This is a genomic window from Salipiger bermudensis, assembly GCF_019801965.1.
Taxonomy (GTDB): Bacteria; Pseudomonadota; Alphaproteobacteria; order Rhodobacterales; family Rhodobacteraceae; genus Salipiger; species Salipiger bermudensis_A.
On record NZ_JAHVIA010000004.1, the window covers coordinates 77,369 to 99,165 of the forward strand.

21 protein-coding genes and 1 tRNA gene are annotated in these 21,797 nt (G+C 67.5%); 12 read left to right on the top strand and 10 right to left on the bottom strand.

Annotated elements, in window-relative coordinates:
• Positions 1-32: 32 nt before the first annotated feature.
• The 4 genes from KUV62_RS09840 (at position 33) to ureG (ending at position 2,248) form a co-directional block, all read left to right on the top strand.
• Entirely contained in the window at positions 33-251 is a 219-nt protein-coding gene (locus KUV62_RS09840) for a DUF1127 domain-containing protein (protein WP_222603527.1), read from the top strand.
• A gap of 139 nt (positions 252-390) precedes the next feature.
• Positions 391-978, top strand: coding sequence for an urease accessory protein UreE (ureE, locus tag KUV62_RS09845; RefSeq protein ID WP_222603528.1), 588 nt, complete (start codon positions 391-393; stop codon positions 976-978).
• Positions 968-1,603 (top strand): urease accessory protein UreF, encoded by a 636-nt coding sequence (locus KUV62_RS09850; RefSeq protein WP_222603903.1) that lies wholly within the window; start codon positions 968-970, stop codon positions 1,601-1,603. The genes ureE and KUV62_RS09850 overlap by 11 nt, the downstream gene beginning before the upstream one ends.
• A 12-nt stretch (positions 1,604-1,615) precedes the next feature.
• Positions 1,616-2,248, top strand: coding sequence for an urease accessory protein UreG (gene ureG / locus KUV62_RS09855; RefSeq protein ID WP_222603529.1), 633 nt, complete (start codon positions 1,616-1,618; stop codon positions 2,246-2,248).
• A 246-nt stretch (positions 2,249-2,494) separates the two neighbouring features.
• On the opposite strand, the gene thyX is transcribed toward ureG, so the two are convergent.
• Positions 2,495-3,409 carry an FAD-dependent thymidylate synthase gene (gene thyX / locus KUV62_RS09860; RefSeq protein ID WP_222603530.1) on the bottom strand — a complete coding sequence of 305 codons (915 nt, stop codon included), beginning with the start codon at positions 3,407-3,409 and terminating at the stop codon, positions 2,495-2,497.
• A 227-nt stretch (positions 3,410-3,636) separates the two neighbouring features.
• On the opposite strand from thyX, the gene KUV62_RS09865 reads away from it, so the two are divergent.
• Both KUV62_RS09865 and KUV62_RS09870 read left to right on the top strand, forming a co-directional pair.
• Positions 3,637-4,071 (top strand): VOC family protein, encoded by a 435-nt coding sequence (locus tag KUV62_RS09865; protein WP_222603531.1) that lies wholly within the window; start codon positions 3,637-3,639, stop codon positions 4,069-4,071.
• Entirely contained in the window at positions 4,065-4,793 is a 729-nt protein-coding gene (locus KUV62_RS09870) for a DUF1194 domain-containing protein (RefSeq protein WP_222603532.1), read from the top strand. Before KUV62_RS09865 ends, KUV62_RS09870 begins: the two co-directional genes overlap by 7 nt.
• 261 nt (positions 4,794-5,054) lie before the next feature.
• On the opposite strand, the gene KUV62_RS09875 is transcribed toward KUV62_RS09870, so the two are convergent.
• The 3 genes from KUV62_RS09875 to KUV62_RS09885 all read right to left on the bottom strand — a co-directional run bounded on the left by KUV62_RS09875 (position 5,055) and on the right by KUV62_RS09885 (position 6,301).
• Positions 5,055-5,552, bottom strand: a complete 498-nt coding sequence (locus tag KUV62_RS09875; RefSeq protein ID WP_222603533.1) for a MarR family winged helix-turn-helix transcriptional regulator — start codon at positions 5,550-5,552, stop codon at positions 5,055-5,057.
• A 96-nt stretch (positions 5,553-5,648) separates the two neighbouring features.
• On the bottom strand, positions 5,649-5,909 hold the full coding sequence (locus tag KUV62_RS09880; RefSeq protein ID WP_222603534.1) for a succinate dehydrogenase assembly factor 2: 261 nt from the start codon (positions 5,907-5,909) through the stop codon (positions 5,649-5,651).
• The gene (locus KUV62_RS09885) at positions 5,906-6,301 is read right to left on the bottom strand and encodes a multiprotein-bridging factor 1 family protein (RefSeq protein ID WP_222603535.1); all 396 of its coding nucleotides are present in this window, start codon (positions 6,299-6,301) and stop codon (positions 5,906-5,908) included. Before KUV62_RS09885 ends, KUV62_RS09880 begins: the two co-directional genes overlap by 4 nt.
• A gap of 108 nt (positions 6,302-6,409) precedes the next feature.
• Here KUV62_RS09885 and KUV62_RS09890 point away from each other — a divergent pair, with 108 nt between their 5' ends.
• The 4 genes from KUV62_RS09890 to KUV62_RS09905 all read left to right on the top strand — a co-directional run bounded on the left by KUV62_RS09890 (position 6,410) and on the right by KUV62_RS09905 (position 9,417).
• Positions 6,410-7,612, top strand: coding sequence for a pyridoxal phosphate-dependent aminotransferase (locus KUV62_RS09890; protein WP_222603536.1), 1,203 nt, complete (start codon positions 6,410-6,412; stop codon positions 7,610-7,612).
• A 54-nt stretch (positions 7,613-7,666) separates the two neighbouring features.
• Positions 7,667-8,068: a hypothetical protein gene (locus tag KUV62_RS09895; protein ID WP_222603537.1), complete on the top strand. Its 402-nt coding sequence runs from the start codon at positions 7,667-7,669 to the stop codon at positions 8,066-8,068.
• 165 nt (positions 8,069-8,233) lie between these two features.
• Positions 8,234-8,554, top strand: a complete 321-nt coding sequence (locus KUV62_RS09900) for a hypothetical protein (RefSeq protein ID WP_222603538.1) — start codon at positions 8,234-8,236, stop codon at positions 8,552-8,554.
• A gap of 71 nt (positions 8,555-8,625) precedes the next feature.
• Positions 8,626-9,417, top strand: coding sequence for an inositol monophosphatase family protein (locus tag KUV62_RS09905; RefSeq protein ID WP_222603539.1), 792 nt, complete (start codon positions 8,626-8,628; stop codon positions 9,415-9,417).
• A gap of 318 nt (positions 9,418-9,735) precedes the next feature.
• On the opposite strand, the gene KUV62_RS09910 is transcribed toward KUV62_RS09905, so the two are convergent.
• The 3 genes from KUV62_RS09910 to putA all read right to left on the bottom strand — a co-directional run bounded on the left by KUV62_RS09910 (position 9,736) and on the right by putA (position 14,378).
• Positions 9,736-10,104 (bottom strand): GFA family protein, encoded by a 369-nt coding sequence (locus tag KUV62_RS09910; RefSeq protein WP_222603904.1) that lies wholly within the window; start codon positions 10,102-10,104, stop codon positions 9,736-9,738.
• Between the two features lie 20 nt (positions 10,105-10,124).
• On the bottom strand, positions 10,125-10,868 hold the full coding sequence (locus KUV62_RS09915) for a rhomboid family intramembrane serine protease (protein ID WP_222603540.1): 744 nt from the start codon (positions 10,866-10,868) through the stop codon (positions 10,125-10,127).
• 81 nt (positions 10,869-10,949) lie between these two features.
• Positions 10,950-14,378, bottom strand: coding sequence for a bifunctional proline dehydrogenase/L-glutamate gamma-semialdehyde dehydrogenase PutA (gene putA / locus KUV62_RS09920; protein WP_222603541.1), 3,429 nt, complete (start codon positions 14,376-14,378; stop codon positions 10,950-10,952).
• Positions 14,379-14,484: 106 nt separating this feature from the next.
• Between putA and KUV62_RS09925 the strand changes: the two genes are divergently transcribed.
• Positions 14,485-14,973 (top strand): Lrp/AsnC family transcriptional regulator, encoded by a 489-nt coding sequence (locus KUV62_RS09925; protein WP_222603542.1) that lies wholly within the window; start codon positions 14,485-14,487, stop codon positions 14,971-14,973.
• 139 nt (positions 14,974-15,112) lie between these two features.
• A tRNA-Leu gene (locus tag KUV62_RS09930) sits at positions 15,113-15,197 on the top strand.
• A gap of 127 nt (positions 15,198-15,324) precedes the next feature.
• On the opposite strand, the gene KUV62_RS09935 is transcribed toward KUV62_RS09930, so the two are convergent.
• The 3 genes from KUV62_RS09935 to KUV62_RS09945 all read right to left on the bottom strand — a co-directional run bounded on the left by KUV62_RS09935 (position 15,325) and on the right by KUV62_RS09945 (position 21,767).
• On the bottom strand, positions 15,325-16,296 hold the full coding sequence (locus tag KUV62_RS09935) for a GDP-L-fucose synthase family protein (RefSeq protein ID WP_222603543.1): 972 nt from the start codon (positions 16,294-16,296) through the stop codon (positions 15,325-15,327).
• On the bottom strand, positions 16,293-17,444 hold the full coding sequence (gene gmd, locus KUV62_RS09940) for a GDP-mannose 4,6-dehydratase (protein WP_222603544.1): 1,152 nt from the start codon (positions 17,442-17,444) through the stop codon (positions 16,293-16,295). The genes KUV62_RS09935 and gmd overlap by 4 nt, the downstream gene beginning before the upstream one ends.
• A 171-nt stretch (positions 17,445-17,615) precedes the next feature.
• Positions 17,616-21,767: a DUF4082 domain-containing protein gene (locus KUV62_RS09945; RefSeq protein ID WP_222603545.1), complete on the bottom strand. Its 4,152-nt coding sequence runs from the start codon at positions 21,765-21,767 to the stop codon at positions 17,616-17,618.
• Positions 21,768-21,797 lie beyond the last annotated feature (30 nt).

Below are 21,797 nucleotides of genomic sequence, written 5' to 3' on the forward strand. Positions count from 1 at the left end.
GGACCTGATAACCAATAGGAAGGTTCCTACAAATGGCATTCATGACCGCAAGCGAGCGCCACGCCGCCGCACCGTTCTTTACCCGTCTTCTGGCCTCGATCGGCAACGTGATCGTTGCGATGGGCGAAGCGAACCCGCGCCTGCGCCGCATCGAGACGCTGCAGCGCCTGTCCGACGCCGAGCTGGCCGAGCGTGGCATCCGCCGCGAAGACATCGTGCGCCACGTGTTTCACGACGTCTACTACCTCTGATCTCCGCCCGCGCCGCGCGCTTTGACGCGCGCGCCGGAGACATGCATCAAGGCCACGCGCCCGGGATCGTCCGGGCCGTGGCCTTCTTCGTTTCCCGGCCCCGCCGCGCCGCCTTCAAGACCAAGACCAAGGACATGACATGACCCAGTTGCCCACCGCTCACGAGATCGCCCGCAAGGGCCACTGGGAGACCGCCTCGGACATCGTCACCCTGTCCTATGAAGACCGCTTCCTGCGCCGCAAGGTGCTGACCGCGGGCTCGGGCGCGGGCTTCCTCGTCGATCTGGCGCATACCGAGAGCCTCGATCATGGCGATGCCTTCAAGCTCACCGACGGGCGCCTGATCGAGGTGCAGGCCGCCTCCGAGCCGCTGCTCGCGGTGAGCGGCGACGACCTGCCGCGCATCGCTTGGCATATCGGCAACCGCCACACGCCGTGCCAGATCGAGCCCGCGCGGCTGCTGATCCAGCGCGATCACGTGATCCGCGACATGCTGCAGCGCATCGGTGCCACGGTGGCGGAGGTCGACGAGCCCTTCACCCCCGAGGGCGGCGCCTATGGCCACGGCCGCACCCACGGCCACGACCATTCGCACAGCCATGGGCCGGATGCGCACGCGCACTCCCACGCGCATGGCCACCCCCACTCTCATTCTCATGACCATGGGCACAGCCATGACCACGGGCATGATCACGGCCACCACCATCACCACGACCATGAGCACTGACGCCGCGCTGACCCTGCACCAGCTGTTCTCGCCCGCCTTCCCGGTGGGCGCCTTCGCCTATTCGCACGGGCTCGAGACGGCGGTTCAGGCCGGGCAGGTGGGCGATGCCAGCGCCCTGCAGGGCTGGCTTGCGGCGGTGCTGCGCCACGGCGCCGGCTGGTCCGACGCGGTGCTGCTGGCGCAGGCGGCGCAGGGCGCGGACCCCGCGATGCTCTCGGAGCTGGGCCTCGCGCTCTCGCCCTCGGCGGAGCGACGGCTCGAGACCGAGCAGCAGGGCCGGGCTTTCGCCGCCACCGTCTCGGATGTCTGGGGGCTGGAGATTCCGGCGGCACCTTACCCGGTGGCGGTCGGCCTTGCGGTGCGGGCGCTGGAGCTGCCCCTGACCGAGGCGCTCAGGCTTTACCTGCAGGCCTTCGCGTCGAACCTTGCGGGCGCCGGCGTGCGGCTGATCCCGCTGGGCCAGACCGACGGGCAGCGCGTGGTGCAGGCGCTGGCGCCGCTCTGCGCCGAGCTGGCGGCGCGCGCCCAGGGCGCCGGGCTCGACGATCTCGGCGGCTTCGCGCCGCTGGTTGACATCGCCAGCCAGCGCCATGACATGCTGTATTCCCGGCTTTTCAGATCGTAACGGAGAGAGATGATGGCATCCCCCAATGGACCCCTGCGCGTCGGCCTCGGCGGCCCGGTCGGCGCCGGCAAGACCACGCTGACCGCGGCGCTGGCGCGTGCGCTGCGTGACCGGCTGTCGATGGCGGTGGTCACCAATGACATCTACACCCGCGAGGATGCCGAGGAGCTGATGCGCCAGCAGGTGCTGCCGCTCGACCGCATCAAGGGGGTGGAGACCGGCGGCTGCCCGCACACCGCGATCCGCGAGGATGCCTCGATCAACCTCGCCGCCATCGCCGAGCTCAATGAGACGCACCCGGATCTCGACCTGATCCTGATCGAGAGCGGCGGCGACAACCTCTCGGCCACCTTCTCGCCCGAGCTGGCCGACGTGACGATCTACGTGATCGACACCGCCGCCGGCGAGGAGATCCCGCGCAAGGGTGGACCCGCGATCACCAGGTCGGACATCCTGGTGATCAACAAGACGGATCTGGCGCCTTATGTCGGTGCCTCGCTCGAGGTGATGGAGCGCGACGCTACCACGATGCGCGCCGGGCGGCCCTTCGTCTTCGCCTCGCTGCGCCACGGCAAGGGCGTTGACGAGATCATCGCGCTCTTGGCGCGGATCGGGGGGCTGCCGCTGGTCGAGGCGGCGGAGTAAGGGGTAGACGAGCGGTCGAACGTGGCCTGCGCGGAGTCAAGGCCGAAGGCCGCCGCGCATCGCCGGACCGCCCGCACGGGCCGGCGATTTGGAAGGGCTGGGCACTCAGCTTCGAGGTCTTTCGGACTTGGCCCGGATAAATCGAGGGATTCCACAGTGGTTTCGCCGCCCCGCGGTCCGGCGATGCGCGGCGGCTCCGATCGTTTCGGGAAATGGCTTTGCAGCGGCGCCCCCAAGGGAAGGCCCTCAGCCTTCCCTGTCGAGTACCGCCTTGAACTCGCGCCATTCGCCCTTGGACATGCCCGAGCTTTCCTGCGTGACCTCTTCGCCCTTCAGCATCCGGCGCACGCAATCAAGCGCGGTCGAGGACATCTGCGCGCCGCCCATGCGGTAATCCTCGAACGCCTTGTAGGCGAAGGGCACCCAGTCGGCGACCATCTCGCAGATCGCCTCGGCATAGACCCGGATCTCGTATTGCGCGTGGCTGTCGGCGCGCAGGCGCAGGAAATGCAGCAGGTTGTGCAGATCCACCTTCCAGTACCACTGGGTGTAGGTGTTGGCGGGCAGGTTCATCCGCGCCAGCTCGCGCGCGAGGCCCTGCTGGTCCTCGGTCGAGATCATCTCTTCGTAGTGGTCGAAGGCGCGCATCGCGTCGTCGCGCAGGTAGCGCAGCACGCGGTCGGCCTCGGCGCCCTCGAGCGCTTCGCCGCGGCCCTGATTGTTGGTCACCGATTGCGCCGCCAGATGCTCGGGCGCGGGGATGTAGAACTCGCGGTCGAGGATCGAGTAGCGGGCCGAGTATTCGTTGACGTTGGCGGTGCGGTGGCGGATCCACTGCCGCGCCACGAAGATCGGCAGCTTCACGTGCAGCTTGATCTCGCACATCTCGAACGGGGTCGAGTGCCAGTGCCGCATCAGGTAGCGGATCAGCCCCTCGTCATTGCTCACCGACTTGGTGCCGCGCCCGTAGGAGACCCGCGCCGCCTGGCAGATCGCCGCGTCGTCGCCCATGTAGTCGATGACCCGGACGAAGCCGTGATCGAGCACCGGCTTGGCGGTGTAGAGATGCGCCTCCATGCCGGCGGAGACGGCGCGCAGGGTGGGCTGCGTCTCGCTGCGCTGCGCGTCGATTTCGGCCTGCTGTTCCGGGCTGAGCGGCATGGGGAATCCCTTCTTCGGTCTGCGAGTCGATAAGCCCCATATATGGCGGAAAGCTCGGTGGATGGAAACTATATAGGGTGGTGCTAGGCCAGTTTTTGGCCGGACGCGGCGCAGCCTCGCGGCGTCGATCAGCCGCTTTTGAAGCGGCAGGCAGAGCCTCGGCTCTCGACATATGCGCCACGCTCTCTACTCTCTGGTCAAGAACTGAATAGGAAGGAGCGTGCGCTATGGGTATCAAGTACCTGCACACCATGGTCCGGGTGAAGGACCTCGACAAATCCATCGCATTCTACAAGCTGCTGGGGCTGGTCGAGCGCCGCCGCACCGAGAGCGAGAAGGGCCGCTTCACGCTGGTCTTCCTGTGCCCGCCGGAGCAGGCGGACGGCACCGCCGACGTCGAGCTGACCTACAACTGGGATGGCGACGACGGCCTGCCGTCGGATTCGCGCCATTTCGGCCATCTCGCCTACACGGTGCCGAACATCTACGAGATGTGCCAGACGCTGATGGACAATGGCGTGACCATCAATCGCCCGCCACGAGACGGCCACATGGCCTTCGTGCGCTCGCCCGACAACGTCTCGATCGAGTTGCTGCAGCAGGGCGACGCGCTGGACCCGCAGGAGCCCTGGGCCAGCATGGAAAACACGGGCCATTGGTAAGGTCGGCGGCCCTTCGTCTCGCGGCCGCGGCCGCTCTGGGGCTGACGCTCTGGACCGGCGCGGCCGCGGCGGAGGGCTGCCGACTGGCGCTTCTGCTGGCGCTCGATGTCTCCTCCTCGGTGGACGAGGAGGAGTATCGCCTGCAGAAGGAGGGGCTGGCCGCGGCGCTGGCCGACCCCGACATCGCGCGCTCGATCCTAGAAGGGGAGGGCCGCGTGGCGCTTGGCGTCTACGAGTGGAGCGGGCGGCGGCAATCCACCGTGGTGCTCGACTGGACGGTGATCGGCGACCAGCCGGCGCTCGATCAGGCCATCGGCCAGATCCTCGCCGCGCCGCGCAGCCACAATCGCTTCCCGACCGCGATGGGCTACGCCCTGGGCTACGGCTCGGCCATGCTCGACCGCGCGCCGGTCTGCCTGCGGCGGGTGATCGATGTCTCCGGTGATGGCATCACCAATGACGGTTTCCGCCCGCAGCAGGCCTACCTGCACTTTCCCTTCGGCGACGTGACGGTGAACGGGCTGGCCGTGCTGGGCTCGGATCCGCGGGTGGTCGAGTATTTCCGCGGCGAGGTGGCGCATGGGCCGGGCGCCTTCGTCGAGGTGGCGCAGGGCTATGCCGATTTCCGCCGGGCGATGACGCTGAAGCTGTTCCGCGAACTCAACGACATGATCATCGGCGGGCTGGAGAGCCAGAGCGGCGACCGCCCGGAGCTGCGCTAGGCGAACGAGGTATCTGCGGGAACCGGGCAATGCGGATGCAGCCTTGACCCGCGCTGCGCCGGTGGATCGCGACGTCCGCCCGAGCTGCGGTCAGCGCCTTTGGCGTGCATCGAGCGGATCGCGAATCTCTGCCCGGGCTGTGGTCAGCGCCTTCAGCGTCGATCGAACGGACCCCGACCACTGCCTGAATGGCACTCAGCGCCTCTAGAATATATCGATACGCATCTGGGCCTCGCGCTGCGGCCGGAGCGGTGCCCGCCGCTAGTAGATATACCGGATCTGGTCGGTCCAGAACCGTTCCAGCCGGCGCAGCGAGGTGTTGATCTTGTCGAGCCCGTCGATATCGATGACGTTGCGCCCTTCGAGCCCATCTGAATGCCGCTCGAACAGGGTCTGCACCATGTCGCGGACCTCGCGTCCCTTGGCGGTCAGCCGGACCCGCACCGAGCGGCGATCAATCTCGCAGCGCTGGTGGTGCATGTAGCCCATCTCGACCAGCTTCTTGAGATTGTAGCTGACATTGCTGCCCTGGTAATAGCCACGCGATTTCAGCTCGCCCGCCGTCACCTCGTTATCGCCGATGTTGTAGAGCAGCAGCGCCTGAACCGCGTTGATATCGAGCAGGCCGGTGCGCTCGAACTCGTCCTTTATGACATCGAGCAGAAGCCGGTGCAGCCGCTCCACGAGCGAGAGCGTCTCGAGATAGCCGGTCATGTAACCGCTGAACGGCTTCTTCCCCATGGAGGCATGAATGCTCATCACCGTCTCCGCCTGTTCCTTGTGACAGGCAGGTTTGGGGGAAAAACACCAACAATCGGTTAAATCACGCCAAAGACATGAAAAACCGTGCCGACCTCAGGGATTGCAGGCGACCTGCGAGATATCGTCAATCAGCGGCTTCAGCGTGGCGGGGGGCGGGAGCTGGCCCGAGACCCACTGGTAGAGATCCTGATCGTTCTCTTCGAGCAGCGCCTCGTAGGCGTCGAGCTGGGCCGCATCCATGCCGGCGAGCCTCGCATCGGCATAGCGCATCAGGATGATGTCCATCTCCTTGATGCCACGGCGCATCGACCGCATGGTCAGCCTCTTCAGGCGGTTTTCCGGGGTCTCGGTCATGCGTCCTCCTTGAGCAGCTGGCGCAGGGTCTTTTCCAGGCGGCCGAGCCTGTCGCCGGCGGTCTGGATCTGGGTCTTGAGGGCGCGGATTTCCAGCAGAGCGTCGTTCACATCGGCGGGCAGGGCGGCCTCGGTCTCTTCCGGGCCCGATATGCCGTCGCCCTCGCCGGTGAGCAACCACATGATCGACACGTTGAGCAGCCCGGCCAGCATCTGCAGCTTGTTGGCGCGCGGCTCGGAGAGGTCGTTTTCCCAGCCATGCAGGGTCTTGAGCTTCACGCCGAGGCGGCGGGCCAGCTTCTCCTGCCCCATGCCGGCGGCCTCGCGGGCGGCGGCGATGCGGTCGCCGAAGGTGGCGGCGTCGGGGCCATACCAGTCGGTGGTGTCGTTCATTCTGCGCTCCTCCCGGCCCCTTGGGCCGCTGACCTTGCGGCGGATGCCGCTTGAACGGGTGCGGGGCGCACCCTATGACAGTCCTGATCTCAATACAAACGGTGCCCCATGGCTTTCCTCTCCGACACCCTCGCCCGCGTCAAACCCTCGCCCACCGTGGCGGTGACCCAGCTTGCCGCCGAGCTCAAGGCGCAGGGCAAGGACGTGATCGGACTCGGGGCCGGCGAACCCGATTTTGACACGCCGGAAAACATCAAGGAGGCCGCGATTGCGGCGATCCATGCGGGAAAAACGAAGTATACCGCGCCCGACGGCATCGCCGAGCTCAAGCAGGCGATCTGCGCCAAGTTCAAGCGCGAGAACGGGCTCGACTACCAGCCCTCCCAGATCAGCGTGAGCACCGGCGGCAAGCAGGTGCTCTACAACGCCTTTATGGCGACGCTGAACCCCGGCGACGAGGTGATCATTCCGGCGCCCTACTGGGTGAGCTATCCCGACATGGTGCTCCTGGGGCAGGGCACGCCGGTGATCATCGAGGGCAAGCCCGAGCTCGGCTACAAGATCACCCCCGAGCTGCTTGAGGCGGCGATCACGCCGAAGACCAAGTGGTTCCTGTTCAACTCGCCCTCGAACCCGACCGGCGCGGGCTACACCCGGGACGAGCTGAAGGCGCTCACCGAGGTGCTGATGCGCCACCCGCATGTCTGGGTGATGACCGACGACATGTACGAGCACCTGGCCTATGACGGGTTCGAGTTCTGTACGCCGGCGCAGGTCGAGCCGGCGCTCTACGACCGCACCCTGACCTGCAACGGCGTCTCCAAGGCCTATGCCATGACCGGCTGGCGCATCGGCTATGCCGGCGGTCCGGTCGAGCTCATCGCGGCGATGCGCAAGATCCAGTCGCAATCGACGACCAACCCCTGCTCGATCAGCCAGTGGGCGGCGGTCGAGGCCCTCAACGGCCCGCAGGATTACCTCGCGCCGCGCGCCGAGGCGTTCAAGCGCCGGCGCGACCTGGTGGTCGCGCGGCTCAATGCCATCGAGGGTATCACCTGTCCGGTGCCGGAGGGGGCGTTCTACGTCTATCCCTCGATCGAGGGGCTGCTGGGCAAGACCTCGAAGGGCGGCGTGCGGATCGACAGTGACGAGGCGTTCAGCACCGCGCTGCTCGAGGAAAACGGCGTGGCGGTGGTTTTCGGCGCGGCCTTCGGCCTGAGCCAGAACTTCCGCATCTCCTATGCCACCTCCGACGAGAACCTGGAAAAGGCCTGCGACCGCATCGCGGCCTTCTGTGCCGGCCTGAGCTGAGGCGCTGGATCCGGCGCCGCTGGCCGGGGCTGTCACGAGGAGAGAGGAGGGGACATGTCAGGCGATCTTCCCGAGTATTATTTTCGCGTCCGCGACAACGGTGCGACGGTGTTCCGAGTCGACACCGAGAACCGCCAGCGCCGCATCGAGATGGACCAGATCGCCGTGGTCAACGTCAATCGCGGCGAGATCAAGCCACATGGCGACCGGGTGCTCAGCGATTCCGACCTGAGCGCGATCCGGCGCTGGATGACCGACCGGCAGGCGCTGCTGGCGATGCGCGACATGGACGACATCCACCGCGCCATCGACGGGCTGAACCTGACGACGCAATGGGCCCAGTCCAAGGCCAGCGACGCGCAGCTCGACGAGGTCACCGATGCGCTGCTGCTGGCGATGCACGATCTGCGGACGGTGCTGGTGCGCAAACGCGCGGACCGGTTGCTGAAGACCTGACGCGTTTCGATAACAATCGCCTTTCTGCGGCGCGATTGTTCTCGCAGCCGGGCGGCCCGAGAGCAAACTGCCTTATTTTCGCCAAGATGTTTGACTCGCGGTCCGGCGCTGATACCCTGAATTCACGAGATTTTTTCCATCAATCCGGTTTCACGGGGGGACCAGATGCGCGCCTTCACCTTTCTCGCCGTCGCCGCGGCGCTGACGATTTCCGCGTCGCAGGCGCTGGCCTGGGACGATGCCTACAAGGGCGATGCCACCGCCGATCCCAGCCGCCAGCCGCTGATCCAGGCCTACCCGGCGGCGAATTACTGCCCGGCGGGCAAGCAGCCGGTGATCGTGGGCGGGGTGATCTATTGCGGCGTGCCGACGGCAGGCACCTATTACGACCCGGTCTCCAGGCCGCGCGTGACTGTGGCGACGCAGAACAGCTACCTGCCGCGCGCCTATGCGCCCGAGGGTGAAAAGGGCGTGGTCAGCAACTGACGCCGCGCCCCTTGGCAAATTCGGACAGGCCGCGTATATGCGCGGCCTGAACCATTTCCGGGGATCCGACCATGCAGGGCAGTGCAAATCTCAACATCATGATCAAGGCGGCGCGCAAAGCGGGCCGGTCGCTGGTCAAGGATTTCCGCGAGGTCGAGAACCTGCAGGTCTCGATGAAGGGCGCCGGCGACTTCGTCAGCCGCGCCGACATCGCCTCCGAGAAGATCCTCAAGGAAGAGCTGCTGGGTGCGCGTCCGACCTATGGCTGGCTGGCCGAGGAGGGCGGTTCCCAGGATGGCGCCGACCCGACGCGGCGCTGGATCGTCGATCCGCTCGACGGCACCACCAACTTCCTGCACGGCCTGCCGCATTGGGGCGTGTCGATCGCCCTCGAGCACAAGGGCCAGATCGTTTCCGCCGTGGTCTATGACCCGGCCAAGGACGAGATGTTCTACGCCGAGAAGGGCAGCGGTGCCTGGCTCAACGACTCGCGCCGCCTGCGCGTGTCCGGCCGCTCGCGGATGATCGAGGCGATCTTCGCCACCGGCATTCCCTACGCCGCCAAGAACACCCTGCCGGCGACGCTGAAGGATTTCGCCAAGCTGATGCCGGAATGCGCCGGCGTGCGCCGCTGGGGCGCCGCCTCGCTGGATCTCGCCTATGTCGCTGCCGGCCGCTTCGACGGCTACTGGGAGCGCGAGCTGAAGCTCTGGGACATCGCCGCGGGCTATCTCATCGCGCTCGAGGCCGGCGCGCTGGTCGACGGCGTGCGCGAGGGGCAGGATCCACTGGAGAGCGGCTCCCTGCTCTGCGCAAACAATTCGATCTACGACAGCTTCGCCAAGATCATCCGCGAGGTCTGACACGGCGCCCCTCACGGCGCCCCTGTCTTCTCTACATCGCAAAATACTCCCGCCGGAGGCGTCCTCCGCCTGCGGCCGGGCGCAAAGCCACAATGGCGCACCGGCACACGCGACCACCCATGGCCGCCCCGCGCCACGCCCAGCTCTTCTCTACGTCGCAAATACTCCCGCCGGAGGCGTACCGCGCCTGCGGCCGGGCGCAACGCCACGATGGCGCACCGGCATCCGCCACCACCCGAGGCCGCCCCGCGCCGCGCCCAGCTCTTCTCTACGTCGCAAATACTCCCGCCGGAGGCATCCCGGCCCTGCGGCCGGGCGCTACCGGTCGGAGGGGTGATTGACCCCGTCGGTCCAGGGGATGGGTTCGTGCTCGGCCGGGTTCACGCCCTCGATCGCGCCCATGTTGACGCCGTACTGGTTCGGGTTCGAGCGCCGGCGGTGGTACATGTAGATGCCGCAGACCGAGCAGAAATGGTGCTGCGCCGTCATCGTGCCGAACTGGTAGAGCGTCAGCTTGTCGGCGCCCCTGACCACCTCGACGCCGTCGAGGGGGGCCGAGACCGCCGGGGCGCCGCGGCGGCGGCAGAAGGAGCAATCGCAGCGCCGGGCGCTGGCAAGCCCCTCGGAGAGCATGACGCGCAGCTCGACGGCGCCGCAATGGCAGGTGGCCTTCAAGGGGCCGATCATCGGGTCCTTCAATTCGTGGCTCATCGTCTGCGTCCTATCCTCGGAATGCGGGTGGTGTCGGTGTAGCGGCCCGCCGGGTGGGGCGGGTGGCCGTGGGTGCGGCTCCAGAAGGCCGGGCCGCCGCGGCGCAGCCAGGTGGGGGTGATCAGTGCCATGCCGGCCACGAAGCCGCCGAGATGAGCCCAGTAGGCGACGCCGGAGCCGTCGCCCGCCGGGCCGAAGCCGCCGAAGAGCTGCAGGGCGAACCACACGGCGAGCAGGATCCAGGCCGGCACCGGGATGATCTTGAAGATGATGATCAGGATGACGAGGATGTCGACCCGGGCCCTGGGAAACATCAGCAGGTAGGCGCCCATGACGCCGGCGATGGCGCCGGAGGCACCGACGGTGGGCACCGGTGAGAGCGGCGCCGAGAGATAATGCACCAGCGCCGCGATCAGGCCGGAGGCCAGGTAGAAGCCGAGATATTTCGCGTGGCCCAGTTCATCCTCGATATTGTCGCCGAAGATGAACAGGAACAGCATGTTGCCGGCCAGGTGGGCGAGCCCGCCATGCAGGAACATTGAGGTCAGCAGCCCGCTGAAGCCGTAGCCTTCGCTGACCAGCGCCGGGATCAGCGCCCAGTCGACGAAGAAGGCGTTGAGCGCGCGCGGGTTCTGGAACAGCCCCCAATAGCTCACGAAGATGAGGATATTGGCCGCGATCAACGCGTAGGTGACATAGGGCGTGCGGCCCGACGGGTTGTGATCGCGGATCGGAAACATGGAAAGGAGCTTGGCGCGGAAGTGGCCCGCGTCAAGCTCTTACGGGGAGATCGGGGCGCGGCAGGGGGCCGCGCCCGCCGCTTACATGTTTCCGCCGAGCAGGGCCGCGTTGCCGCCCGACGCGGTGGTGTCGATGCAGACATGGCGCTCGGCGCGGGCGTGGCCGGTGTCGGGCAGGCCGGTGATCAGGCTCAGGATCGGCCCAGCGCGCCCGGCCAGCGCCGCGCGATAGGCGCGGGCCTGCGTCTCGTCGCCCCACCAGATCGCCGCCGAGAAGCCTTTGAGCGCCGTCAGCGCATCGGGCGCCAGCTTGCCCTGCGCAGTGACCGCCACGCCGCCGCGCTTGCGCACCGCCTCGGCCTGCGCCGCGGCACAGTCGCTGCCCGGACCGAGGCAGAGCACCGGCGGGCGGGCGAAGCTGGTATACTGGTTGGCCTCGCCGGTCGGCCCCGGCAGTTCGGTGAGCTTCGAGGGCGCGCCGCGCCCGGCGCCGTCGATGGCCGCCGTCAGGCGCGCGGGCACCTCACCGGTCGACCAGTTGCCGGCAGGGACGGTCGGCGCGTGGTCGCGGAAGCGGTCGCAATAGAGCGGCCCGCCGGCCTTGGGGCCGGTGCCCGAAAGCCCCTCGCCGCCGAAGGGCTGGCTGCCCACGATGGCGCCGATCTGGTTGCGGTTGACGTAGAGGTTGCCGGCCTCGACGCGCTCGGTCACGTGCTGCACCCGGTCGTCGATGCGGGTCTGCAGGCCGAAGGTCAGCCCGTAGCCTGTGGCGTTGATCGCGTCGATCACCTCGTCGAGTTCGTCTGCCTTGAAGGTGGCGAGATGCAGCACCGGGCCGAAGATCTCGCGCTCGAGATCGCCGATCCCGCCGACCCGGACCAGCGCCGGGCCGATGAAGTGGCCGGCGCGCGGCACGTCGATCTGCTTCATCAGCCGGCCCTCGGCGCGGGCGGCCTCGACATAGGCGTGGATGCCGTCATGGGCCTCGGCGTCGATCACCGGGCCGAGATCGGTGGAGAGATCCCACGGCAGGCCCGGGCGCAGCGCCTCCATGGCGCCCTCGAGCATCTCGGTGAAATGCGGCGCGATGTCCTCCTGCACGTAGAGGCAGCGCAGCGCCGAGCAGCGCTGGCCGGCGGATTGAAAGGCCGATTCGACGATCGCCCGCACCGCCTGCTCTGGGAGCGCGGTGCTGTCGACGATCATCGCGTTGAGCCCGCCGGTCTCGGCGATGAGCGGCGTGCCGGGGTCGAGGTTCTCGGCGATCGAGCGGTGGATGATCTGCGCGGTCTCGGTCGAGCCGGTGAAGGCCACGCCCTTGACGCGGCTGTTCGAGGTCAGCGCGGCGCCCACATCGCCCGCACCGGGCAGCAGTTGCAGCGCCTCGCGGGGCACGCCGGCCTCGTGCAGCAGCTGCACCGCGCGCCACGCGATCAGCGGGGTCTGCTCGGCGGGCTTGGCGAGCACCGCGTTGCCGGTGGCCAGCGCCGCGGCGATCTGGCCGGTGAAGATCGCCAGCGGGAAGTTCCACGGCGAGATGCAGGCAAAGACGCCGCGCGCAGGCGCTCCCTCGGCGCGCTCGGCGTAGTAGCGCAGGAAGTCGACCGCCTCGCGCAGCTCGGCCACCGCGTCGAGCTGGGTCTTGCCGGCTTCGCGGTGCAGCAGGGCGAAGATCTCGCCGTAATGCGCCTCGTAGAGATCGGCGGCCTTGAGCAGGGCGGCGGCCCGGTCGGAGGGGCTGGCCTGCCACGGCTGCGCGGCCTCGGCGGCGGCGGCGACGGTCTCGGGGCTGGCCCAGCTGATCTCGCCCACGTGATCGGACGGATCGGCCGGGTTCGGGACGGTGTCGGTCGCGCCCAGAGGCGCCTCGACGGCGGTGATCGGCCCGGCCTGCCACGGCGCGGAGCGGAACGGCGCGCGGGCGGCGTCGATCTCTGCCAGCGTCGGGCGGTGGGTCAGGTCAAAGCCCTTGGAGTTCTCGCGCTCGGGGTAGAAGAGCTCGGGGCCGCGGGCGAGGGGGCGCGTGTCATGCGCCTCGAACGGGTCGGCGGCGACGACCGCCGGCGGCACCTCCTCGTCGACGATCTGGTTGACGAAGGACGAGTTCGCCCCGTTCTCGAGCAGGCGGCGCACGAGATAGGCCAGCAGGTCGCGATGGGCGCCCACGGGGGCGTAGATGCGGCAGCGGGTGCCGGCATCCGCCTTGACCAGCCCATGCAGCGTCTCGCCCATGCCGTGCAGGCGCTGGAACTCGAAGGCGCTCTTGTCATTGGCCATGTGCAGCACGGCAGCGACGGTGTGGGCATTGTGGGTCGCGAATTGCGGGTAGATGCGGTCGGCCATGCCCAAGAGCTTGCGGGCATTGGCGATGTAGGAGATGTCGGTGTTGGTCTTGGCGGTGAACACTGGGAAGCCCTCTAGCCCCATGACCTGCGCGCGCTTGATCTCGGTATCCCAGTAGGCGCCCTTGACCAGCCGCACCATGATGCGGCGGTCATGCGCCTCGGCCAGCGCGTAGAGCCAGTCGATGGTCTCGGCGGCGCGCAGCCCGTAGGCCTGCACCACGACGCCGAACCCGTCCCAGCCGGCCAGCGTGGGCGAGGCGAAGGCGCGGCCAATCAGGTCGAGCGAGAGCGACAGGCGGTCGGCCTCCTCGGCGTCGATGTTGAGACCGATGCCGGCTGCCTTGGCCTCTTCGCAGAGCCGCAGCAGGCGCGGCACCAGCACCTCCATCACCGCGTCGAACTGGCCTTCCTCGTAGCGCGCGAACAGCGCCGAGAGCTTGACCGAGATGCCGGGATTGTCGCGGATGTCTTTCGCCTTCGCGGCCTTGGCGATGGCTGCGATGGCCTTGGAATAGGCCTCGAGATAGCGCAGCGCGTCATCCTCGGTGCGGGCGGCCTCGCCGAGCATGTCGTAGCTGTATGTGTAGCCCTTGGCCTCCATGGCGCTGCCGCGCTTCATTGCCTTCTCGATGGTTTCGCCCAGCACGAATTGCGCGCCCATCTCCTTCATGGCGCGGCCCACGGCGGTGCGGATCACCGGCTCGCCGAGGCGCTTGACGGCATTGCGCAGGTGGCCGGCGGGGCCGGGGCGCTGGGTCGGGTCGAGCACCTTGCCGGTGAGCATCAGCGCCCATGTCGAGGCGTTGACCAGCGGCGAGGTCGAGCGGCCCATGTGGCGGCCCCAGTCGGACGGCGCGATCTTGTCCTCGATCAGCGCGTCGATGGTCTCGGCATCGGGGACGCGCAGCAGCGCCTCGGCGAGGCACATCAGCGCGATGCCCTCGTCGGTCGAGAGGCCATACTCGGCGAGGAAGACCTCCATCATGCCGGGCTTGGTGCTGGCGCGGATCTCGGTCACGAGCCCTGCGGCGCGGTCGCCGATCTCGGCGCGGTCGGCGGGCGAGAGCGCCGCCTGCCGGCGCAGCTTCGCCACGGTCTCGGCCTCGTCGGCATAGGTGTTCTGGTCGATCAGATGGCGCAGATCGGGGGCAATGTCCTTGGGCATTCAGCGTCTCCGGTGATTTTTTCCACCATACAGTGGCGTGAGAAGTCCATTTGCCTTAAGAGCAGTTTTGCGCGCATCAAAACGACCGAAAATTCCGGGAAACGCAATGCAAGACGACTACGAAGAATACGACCGGTTCGACCGCGCGATTCTGACCACCTTAGCAGCCGAGGGGCGAATCTCGATCACCGAGCTCGCCCGCCGCATCGGGCTGTCGAAAAGCCCCACCCAGGCGCGGCTGCGGCGGCTCGAGGAGCTGGGAGTGATCCGTGGCTACCGGGCGATCCTCGACCCGATCCGGCTGCGGCTCGACCACGTGGCCTTTGTCGAGGTGCGGATGCTCGACACGCGCGAGTCGTCGCTCGAGGCGTTCAACGCCGCCGTGGCGGCGATCCCCGAGATCGAGCAGGTGCACCTGATCGCGGGAAATTTTGATTACCTGCTGAAGGTGCGCACAGCCGACATGCGCAGCTATCGCCGGGTGCTGGCGGAGAAGATCTCGACCCTGCCGCATGTCTCGACCACCTCGACCTATGTCGCCATGCAGGCGGTCAAGGAAGACGGTCTGGCGCGCCCGCCGGGGGCGAGCGCCTGAGAGGCGCAATCGGGAAAAAAGAAAGCCGCTGCTGCCGGTATGGGAAGACCAGGCACGGTGCCGCCAAATCGGGCGATCACTGGCGGGAAGATCGTTGTCACTCGTCGCTCCGAGCGGTAGACGCTTCAGGGCGCGTCGTGCGGGCGTGGTGGAATGGTAGACACAAGCGACTTAAAATCGCTAGGGCCTAGCCCGTGCGGGTTCGAGTCCCGCCGCCCGCACCACGCCGCATCCGGCGGCGTCTCGGTGTCCTGATTCCTAGCCAAGACTGGCGCGTGTCGCGAGCGTCTCCGCCGCGTTTGCGCATGGCTGCAAGCGGAGCCTTGGCGGGGGCCGCCTGGCCGTTTGCGCTCAGGTTTCCATCTGGCTGGTCTGGCCGACGAACCAGTCATAGGTCGCGGCCAGCCCCGTCTCCAGATCGATCCGTGGCCGCCAGCCCATCGCCGCCAGAACCGACGTGTCGAGCAGCTTGCGCGGCGTGCCGTCCGGCTTGCTCGGGTCGGTCAGGATCCGGCCCTTGAAGCCGGTGACGCGGGCGATCATGCCAGCCAGCTCGCGGATCGAGACATCTTCGCCGCTGCCGATATTGATGTGCGACAGGGTCGGGCGCGTGTTGAGCTTGTGGATGGTCGGCGGCAGGTCGAGCACGTGCAGCGCCGCGACGGCGAGGTCGTCGACATGCAGGAATTCGCGGCGCGGTGTGCCGGTGCCCCAGATCGTCACCTCCGAAGCCCCCGAGATCGCCGCCTCGTGGAAACGGCGCATGAGGGCGGGGATGACGTGCGAGTTCTCGGGATGGAAATTGTCGCCGGGGCCGTAGAGATTGCAGGGCATCACCGAGCGGTAGTCGCGGCCATATTGCCGGTTGTAGCTCTCGCAGATCTTGATCGCGGCGATCTTGGCGATGGCGTAGGGCTCGTTGGTACGCTCGAGTGTGCCGGTGAGCAGCGCCGACTCGGGGATCGGCTGCGGCGCGATCCGGGGATAGATGCACGACGAGCCGCATTGCAGCAGGCGCCCGACATCGGTCATGTGCGCGGCATGGATCACGTTCGCCGCGATCATCAGGTTGTCGTAGATGAATTCGGCCGGGCGGGTGTCGTTGGCGAGGATGCCGCCGACCTTGGCCGCGGCAAGGATCACCATGTCGGGCTTCTCGCTCCGGAAGAAATCGTTCACCGCGATCTGGTCGCGCAGATCGAGCTCGTCATGGCTGCGGGTGATGAGCTCGACCTCCGGACCCTCGCGCCGCTGCGACATGAGGGCCCGCACGATGGCCCGTCCGACCATGCCGCGATGACCGGCAACGAAGAGCCGCGTCATCGTCCGATCCCTTTCCCGGCGAGGCCCGCACCCGCGTTGCGCGACAGCGCCAGCGAGGGCCCGATCTCGCGGAGCGTGGCCTCCCGGCCAGCCGCGGCATGATCTGCTTCGATCATCTCGGCGCAGAGCTGGCGCGCGCTCGTGCGGGGCCGCCAGCCGAGGCGCTGATGCGCGCGGCTCGGATCGCCGAGCAGGGTTTCGACCTCGGCGGGGCGGAAGTAGCGCGGGTCGACGCGCAGCACCACGTCGCCGACCGTGACGGCGGGCGCCGCGGCGCCGGTCACTGACACCACGCGCGCGATCTCGGTCGGGCCGGCCCCCTCGAAGGTCAGCTCAATGCCCAGCTCGGCCGCCGACCAGGTCACGAAATCTCGCACCGAGTGCTGCTCGCCGGTGGCGATGACGAAGTCTTCGGGCCTGTCCTGCTGCAGCATCAGCCACTGCATCTCGACGTAGTCGCGGGCGTGGCCCCAGTCGCGCTTGGCGTCGAGATTGCCGAGGTAAAGACACTCCTCGAGCCCCATGGCGATGTTGGCCATGCCGCGGGTGATCTTGCGGGTCACGAAGGTCTCGCCCCGGCGGGGGGACTCGTGATTGAACAGGATGCCGTTGCAGGCGTAGAGCCCGTAGGCCTCGCGATAGTTCACCGTGATCCAGTAGGCGTAGAGCTTGGCCACCGCGTAGGGCGAACGCGGGTAGAAGGGCGTGGTTTCGCGCTGGGGGCTTTCCTGGACCAGGCCGTAGAGCTCGGAGGTCGAGGCCTGGTAGAACCGCGTCGTCTCGTGCAGCCCGAGGAAGCGGATCGCTTCAAGCAGGCGCAGCGTGCCGAGCGCGTCGATGTCGGCGGTGTATTCCGGTGCCTCGAAGCTGACGCCCACATGGCTCTGGGCGGCGAGGTTGTAGACCTCGTCGGGGCGGGTCTCGGCGAGGATGCGGGTCAGGTTCGAGCTGTCGGCGAGGTCGCCGTAGTGCAGCCGGAAGCGCGAGTCCTCGTGCGGATCCTCGTAAAGGTGGTCGACCCGCTGGGTGTTGAACTGCGAGGCCCGGCGCTTGATGCCGTGAACCTCGTAGCCCTTGGCCAGCAGGAACTCGGCAAGGTAGGATCCGTCCTGACCGGTGATGCCGGTGATCAATGCGCGTTTCGTCATGAAATCCTCTCCTCCGGGAAATGAAATGCGCCGCAATCGGCCGCGGCGGGGCACATGAAACTGAAGGCCAGCGGCAGCGGGCTGCCTGGCGGGCAGGGCAGGTCTCGGGGATGATCGAAGCCGGCCCCGGCGCAGCGCCGGGGCGCCCCCCGGGCCGAGCAAGATGCACGCTCAGAACAGCGCATCGCCGGTTTCCACGAAGGCATCGACCCAGTAGTTGGTGGCGTTGTAGCTCTGCGACGGGAACAGCCCGGTGCCGCCCGAGTTGAAGACGCCGTTGCCATTGGGATCGGCGGCCGCCACGGCGCTGAGCTCGCCGTCGGCGCCGACCCAGTCGGTGGCGAAGAACTGGCTGCTCGCGACGTAGTTCTGCGTCGTGCCGTAGGAGGCGATGTAGGTGGTGTCGGCGAGGATCTCGACCGGGGTGTCGAGCGCCGCCACCTGCCAGCCGTCATGGCCGGGTGTGGAGGTGACGGACGCGCTTGCCAGAAGCGTGCCGCTGGCATCCCAGAGATTGAGCGTCCTTGTGTCGGTATCGCCCGCATCCTCGGTGCCGCGCCAGTAGCGCAGCCCGGTGACCTGGCCGCCGGTGTCCGAGGTGAACTTCACCCCGAGCTCGTAATCGGTGGGGTCGTTGGTGACGGTGAGCGCCGGGGCGTCGCCGGCGGTGAAGAGGGTGGAGACCCCTGCGCCGGTCTCGGGGGCCACGTCGTCCACGGTCACGGTGACCGCCAGCTCGGTGGCCGGGTTGTCGCCATCCGAGGCCGACAGGATCAGCTCGTAGCTGTTGTCGCCGTCGAGATCGGCCGGGGCCTCGAAGTCCGGGGCGCTGTTGAAGACCAGCGCGTTGCTGCCGTTCAGGCTGAAGAGCGCGGCGTCGTCGCCCCCGGAAATGGCGAAGACCAGCTCGTCGCCCTCGGGGTCGACCGCGGTGACCGTGGTCACGTAGGTCTGGTTCTCGGGCAGGGCGAAACTGCTGCCGCCCATGGTGAAGCTGGGGGCGTCGTTTGCGATCGGTTCCGACCAGAAGCCGACATCCACCCAGTAGTTCGAGTTGGCGTAGCTCTGGGTCGGGAACGCGCCGGTGCCGCCGGCCGCGTAGACCCCTGCGCTGGCCGGGCTGCCGAGAATGCCCGATGGCCCGGTATAGGCCGAGGCGAAGAAGTTCTGGTCGACCACGTAATTCTGCGTGGTGCCGTAGGAGACGGTATATTCCTGCCCGGCGGCGACCTGGACCGGCGTGTCGAGCACGCCGACCTGCCAGCCGCTCTGCCCGGCGGCCGAGGTGACCGAGGTCGAGGCGATCAGCGCGCCGGTGTTATCCCAAAGATTGAGCACGCGGGTGTCGATGTCATCGGCGTCTGCCGCGCCGCGCCAGTAGCGCAGGCTGGTGATCTCTCCCGGCTGGGCTGTGGTGAAGCGGGTGCCGAGCTCGTAATCGGTCGGGTCGGAGACGATTTCGCTCACGGGCGCCGCGCCGCTGGCAAAGAGCGTCGATGCGAGGAAGTCGGTCTCGTTCGGATCGTCGGTCACCGTCACCGTCACCGACTGGGTCGTGGCGGTGTTGATCTGATCCAGGGCACCGAGCAGGAAGCTATAGACATTGTCTCCGTCGCTGTCGTCCGGCGCCTCGAAATCTGGCGGCTTGATGAAGCTGATCTTTCCGGTTGTGCCATCGATGCTGAACAGGGAGGCATCCGCCCCGCCCGCGATCGAGTAGAAGACCGGGTCGCCATCGATGTCGCTCGCCTCCGCGGTTGCGGCGAGGGGGCTGTTCTCGGTGACGCTGAACTCGGTGGGCGAGCTGAAGACCGGCGCGTCGTTCTGGATCTCGCCGGGCTCGAAGGTGACATCGACCCAGTAGCCGGTGCTCTGGTAGCTCTGCGTCGGCAGAATGTCTCCGCTCCCGGTGGCGAAGACCCCGCCGCTCGTCGCCGAGACGCTCATCAGGTCGAAGGGATCGGCATAGGAGTCGCCGAACTGGCCCACCGTGCCAACGTAGTTGTCGGCGGTCTCGTAGGAGACGATGTAGGTCTGCCCCGCGAGCAGCTGGGCGGGGCTGTCGAGCGCGGCGGTCTGCCAGCCGCTCTCGTTGATCCCGGAGGTGAAGGTGACGGTGCCGAGCAGCACGCCATCGGAGGTCCAGAGCCGCCCGGTCCGCACATCGGTGTCGTCGGAATCGGTCGCCGCGCGGTAATAGTGCAGCTCGGTGACCAGACCGGCGGAGGAGGTGGTGAACTTCGTGCCGATCTGCAAGGCGCCGCCGGCGTCATACATGACCCCGTCAAACACCGTCCACGGGTTGAACAGCGTCACCGCCTCGGGGGTTGTCGTCTCGACCAGTTCGCTGTTGAGGGTCGAGGTCACCGGCATGTTGAGGCTGTCATCGATCGCCCGGACGAGGATCTCGTAGCTTTGCACGGCGCTGGGCGCCCAGCTGTAGGACCAGTTGGTGGTGCCGGAGGCCACGCGCCAGGTGGTGCCGCCATCGAAGGACAGCTCGACCACGGCCACCACGCCGTCATCGGTCAGCGGATCGCCGTCATCGTCGGTCGCGGTTCCGGTGAGCAGCACCGGCTGCCCGGCGGCCACCGTCTCCGGGAGGTCGTCGATGGTGGCGACGGCGGCGACGAAATCGTTCGACGCGCTGGCCCGCACCAGCCCCTGAGAGGCGAGGAACGCATCCGCGACGGCGGGCTGGATGCCCATGTCGGCAAACATGTTCACGGTGAACTGCTGGATCGCGAGGTTCTCGATGTTCGCGGTGTACGGCTCGTTGTCGTGGTTGTTGGTCAGGGCCCAGGTCCAGAACACGGTGCCGGCCCCGAAGACGAGTGCGCCGCTGTCGGCCCGGTAGAGCGACAGGTTGTGCGTCGCCACGCCCGGCTGCACGGTGTTGCCCTGATCGACGAGGATGCTGCTCCACGGGATCGTTGTGTCCGAGAGCTTGATCAGGCCGGAGGGCCGGTAATCATCCTCGGGCGAGGTGTTCCATTCGTAGCCGAGGATGCCGGGCGCGATGTCGAGCGCGCCGCCGTTGGCGATGTCGGTGTCGCGCCAGACCCGCAGCACCGAGTAGTCGGCGGGCACGTCGAGCGCGCCGCCGAACTCGCCGGTGGCGTCCGGTCCGAAGAGCTGGCCGGTGAGCGAGTTCTCGGCGCAGTTGCACAGATCCGGCTGGCCCGAGAGCGTCGGCCGATCCTCTTCGCTGCCGGCCAGGGGGTTGCCGATGAAGCGGTCGTCGCGCCAGGTGCCGGTCCAGATGTCGGTCGGGTCGAGATCGTAATAATCGTCGGGGCCGGCGGCGGGGTCCTGCACCGCCCAGGTCTCCTTGTAGCAGACCAGCGTGCGGTACTCCTGGCCATCGACGAAACTGGTCTCCCAGCGGGTCTTCCAGTAGACTTCATTGCCGCTCCAGAACAGCAGGTTGACGCCGTCGTCGCGGGCTTCCTCGACATTGTAGCGCTGCTCGCCCGACCAGTACTCGTCATGCCCGACCGAGAGGAAGGACTCGTACTTCTTGAGGTAGTCGGCCCCGAGCCTGTCGGTGTCGACGCCGCCCATGTAGCTGACATCGTAGCCGTTCATCTCGAGCCAGTAGATCGCCGCGTACTCGGCGCCGAAGAGGTAATCCTGTGCCCCGGCGGCCGGGCCGCCCTGTTCGCCGTTGATGCCGCGGGTGATGAAGGGGCGGTTGTAGCTGACCGCGTAGGCGCGATCCTGCGCGAAGTCGCCGGCGCTATCGATGTCGGGATGGTCGATGGTGCCGCTCGAGTCGCCGTAGAAGTTGGCGCCGATCTCGCCATTGTTGCCGATCCAGCCGTTATAGGCGTGCCAGGTGGTGTCGGAGGTCTGCAGCACGATGTCGGCCGCGCGGTCGTCCTCGCGCACCACGAAGGGGATCTGGTTGACCGCGCCCTCGATCGGGTTGCCGGACTCGTCGAGCCGCTGGACCCGAGCCAGGTAGACCCCGGCGACCGCGTCCTCTGGAATCTCCCAGGTGTCGGTGACGCTCCAGTTGCCGGCATCGGCGGTGCCGGTGGTGGCGTCGAACATGGCATCGGGCTGCACCGTGCCGTTCGTGTTGGTCCACGAGGCCACCATGCGGGCGCCATCGCCGCCGTAATAGCCGAGCCGGAAGACCTCGACCATGTAGTCGCTGCCGGGGTCGTCGCTGATGTTGATCTTGAAATCCACATCGTTGCCGGCGTTGACGCTGAAGTCGGTCGTGTAGCCTTCGATCACGGTCGAATGCTCCACATCCCAATAGGATTGCGGCATGCGCCCGTCGGTGCGGGCGTTTTCCTCTACGATCTGGTTCATCTTCGGCTATGCCCCTGAAAAAAGACTTCT

Excerpts from the sequence above, each read along its gene's own strand:
- KUV62_RS09935 (WP_222603543.1), bottom strand. The coding sequence starts at position 16,296 with ATGACGCGGCTCTTCGTTGCCGGTCATCGCGGCATGGTCGGACGGGCC.
- putA (WP_222603541.1), bottom strand. The coding sequence starts at position 14,378 with ATGCCCAAGGACATTGCCCCCGATCTGCGCCATCTGATCGACCAGAAC.
- ureG (WP_222603529.1), top strand. The coding sequence starts at position 1,616 with ATGGCATCCCCCAATGGACCCCTGCGCGTCGGCCTCGGCGGCCCGGTC.
- thyX (WP_222603530.1), bottom strand. The coding sequence starts at position 3,409 with ATGCCGCTCAGCCCGGAACAGCAGGCCGAAATCGACGCGCAGCGCAGC.
- KUV62_RS09885 (WP_222603535.1), bottom strand. The coding sequence starts at position 6,301 with ATGAACGACACCACCGACTGGTATGGCCCCGACGCCGCCACCTTCGGC.
- KUV62_RS09840 (WP_222603527.1), top strand. The coding sequence starts at position 33 with ATGGCATTCATGACCGCAAGCGAGCGCCACGCCGCCGCACCGTTCTTT.
- KUV62_RS09905 (WP_222603539.1), top strand. The coding sequence starts at position 8,626 with ATGCAGGGCAGTGCAAATCTCAACATCATGATCAAGGCGGCGCGCAAA.
- KUV62_RS09865 (WP_222603531.1), top strand. The coding sequence starts at position 3,637 with ATGGGTATCAAGTACCTGCACACCATGGTCCGGGTGAAGGACCTCGAC.
- KUV62_RS09915 (WP_222603540.1), bottom strand. The coding sequence starts at position 10,868 with ATGTTTCCGATCCGCGATCACAACCCGTCGGGCCGCACGCCCTATGTC.
- KUV62_RS09875 (WP_222603533.1), bottom strand. The coding sequence starts at position 5,552 with ATGAGCATTCATGCCTCCATGGGGAAGAAGCCGTTCAGCGGTTACATG.
- KUV62_RS09895 (WP_222603537.1), top strand. The coding sequence starts at position 7,667 with ATGTCAGGCGATCTTCCCGAGTATTATTTTCGCGTCCGCGACAACGGT.
- KUV62_RS09880 (WP_222603534.1), bottom strand. The coding sequence starts at position 5,909 with ATGACCGAGACCCCGGAAAACCGCCTGAAGAGGCTGACCATGCGGTCG.
- KUV62_RS09850 (WP_222603903.1), top strand. The coding sequence starts at position 968 with ATGAGCACTGACGCCGCGCTGACCCTGCACCAGCTGTTCTCGCCCGCC.
- KUV62_RS09910 (WP_222603904.1), bottom strand. The coding sequence starts at position 10,104 with ATGATCGGCCCCTTGAAGGCCACCTGCCATTGCGGCGCCGTCGAGCTG.
- gmd (WP_222603544.1), bottom strand. The coding sequence starts at position 17,444 with ATGACGAAACGCGCATTGATCACCGGCATCACCGGTCAGGACGGATCC.
- KUV62_RS09925 (WP_222603542.1), top strand. The coding sequence starts at position 14,485 with ATGCAAGACGACTACGAAGAATACGACCGGTTCGACCGCGCGATTCTG.
- ureE (WP_222603528.1), top strand. The coding sequence starts at position 391 with ATGACCCAGTTGCCCACCGCTCACGAGATCGCCCGCAAGGGCCACTGG.
- KUV62_RS09900 (WP_222603538.1), top strand. The coding sequence starts at position 8,234 with ATGCGCGCCTTCACCTTTCTCGCCGTCGCCGCGGCGCTGACGATTTCC.
- KUV62_RS09945 (WP_222603545.1), bottom strand. The coding sequence starts at position 21,767 with ATGAACCAGATCGTAGAGGAAAACGCCCGCACCGACGGGCGCATGCCG.
- KUV62_RS09890 (WP_222603536.1), top strand. The coding sequence starts at position 6,410 with ATGGCTTTCCTCTCCGACACCCTCGCCCGCGTCAAACCCTCGCCCACC.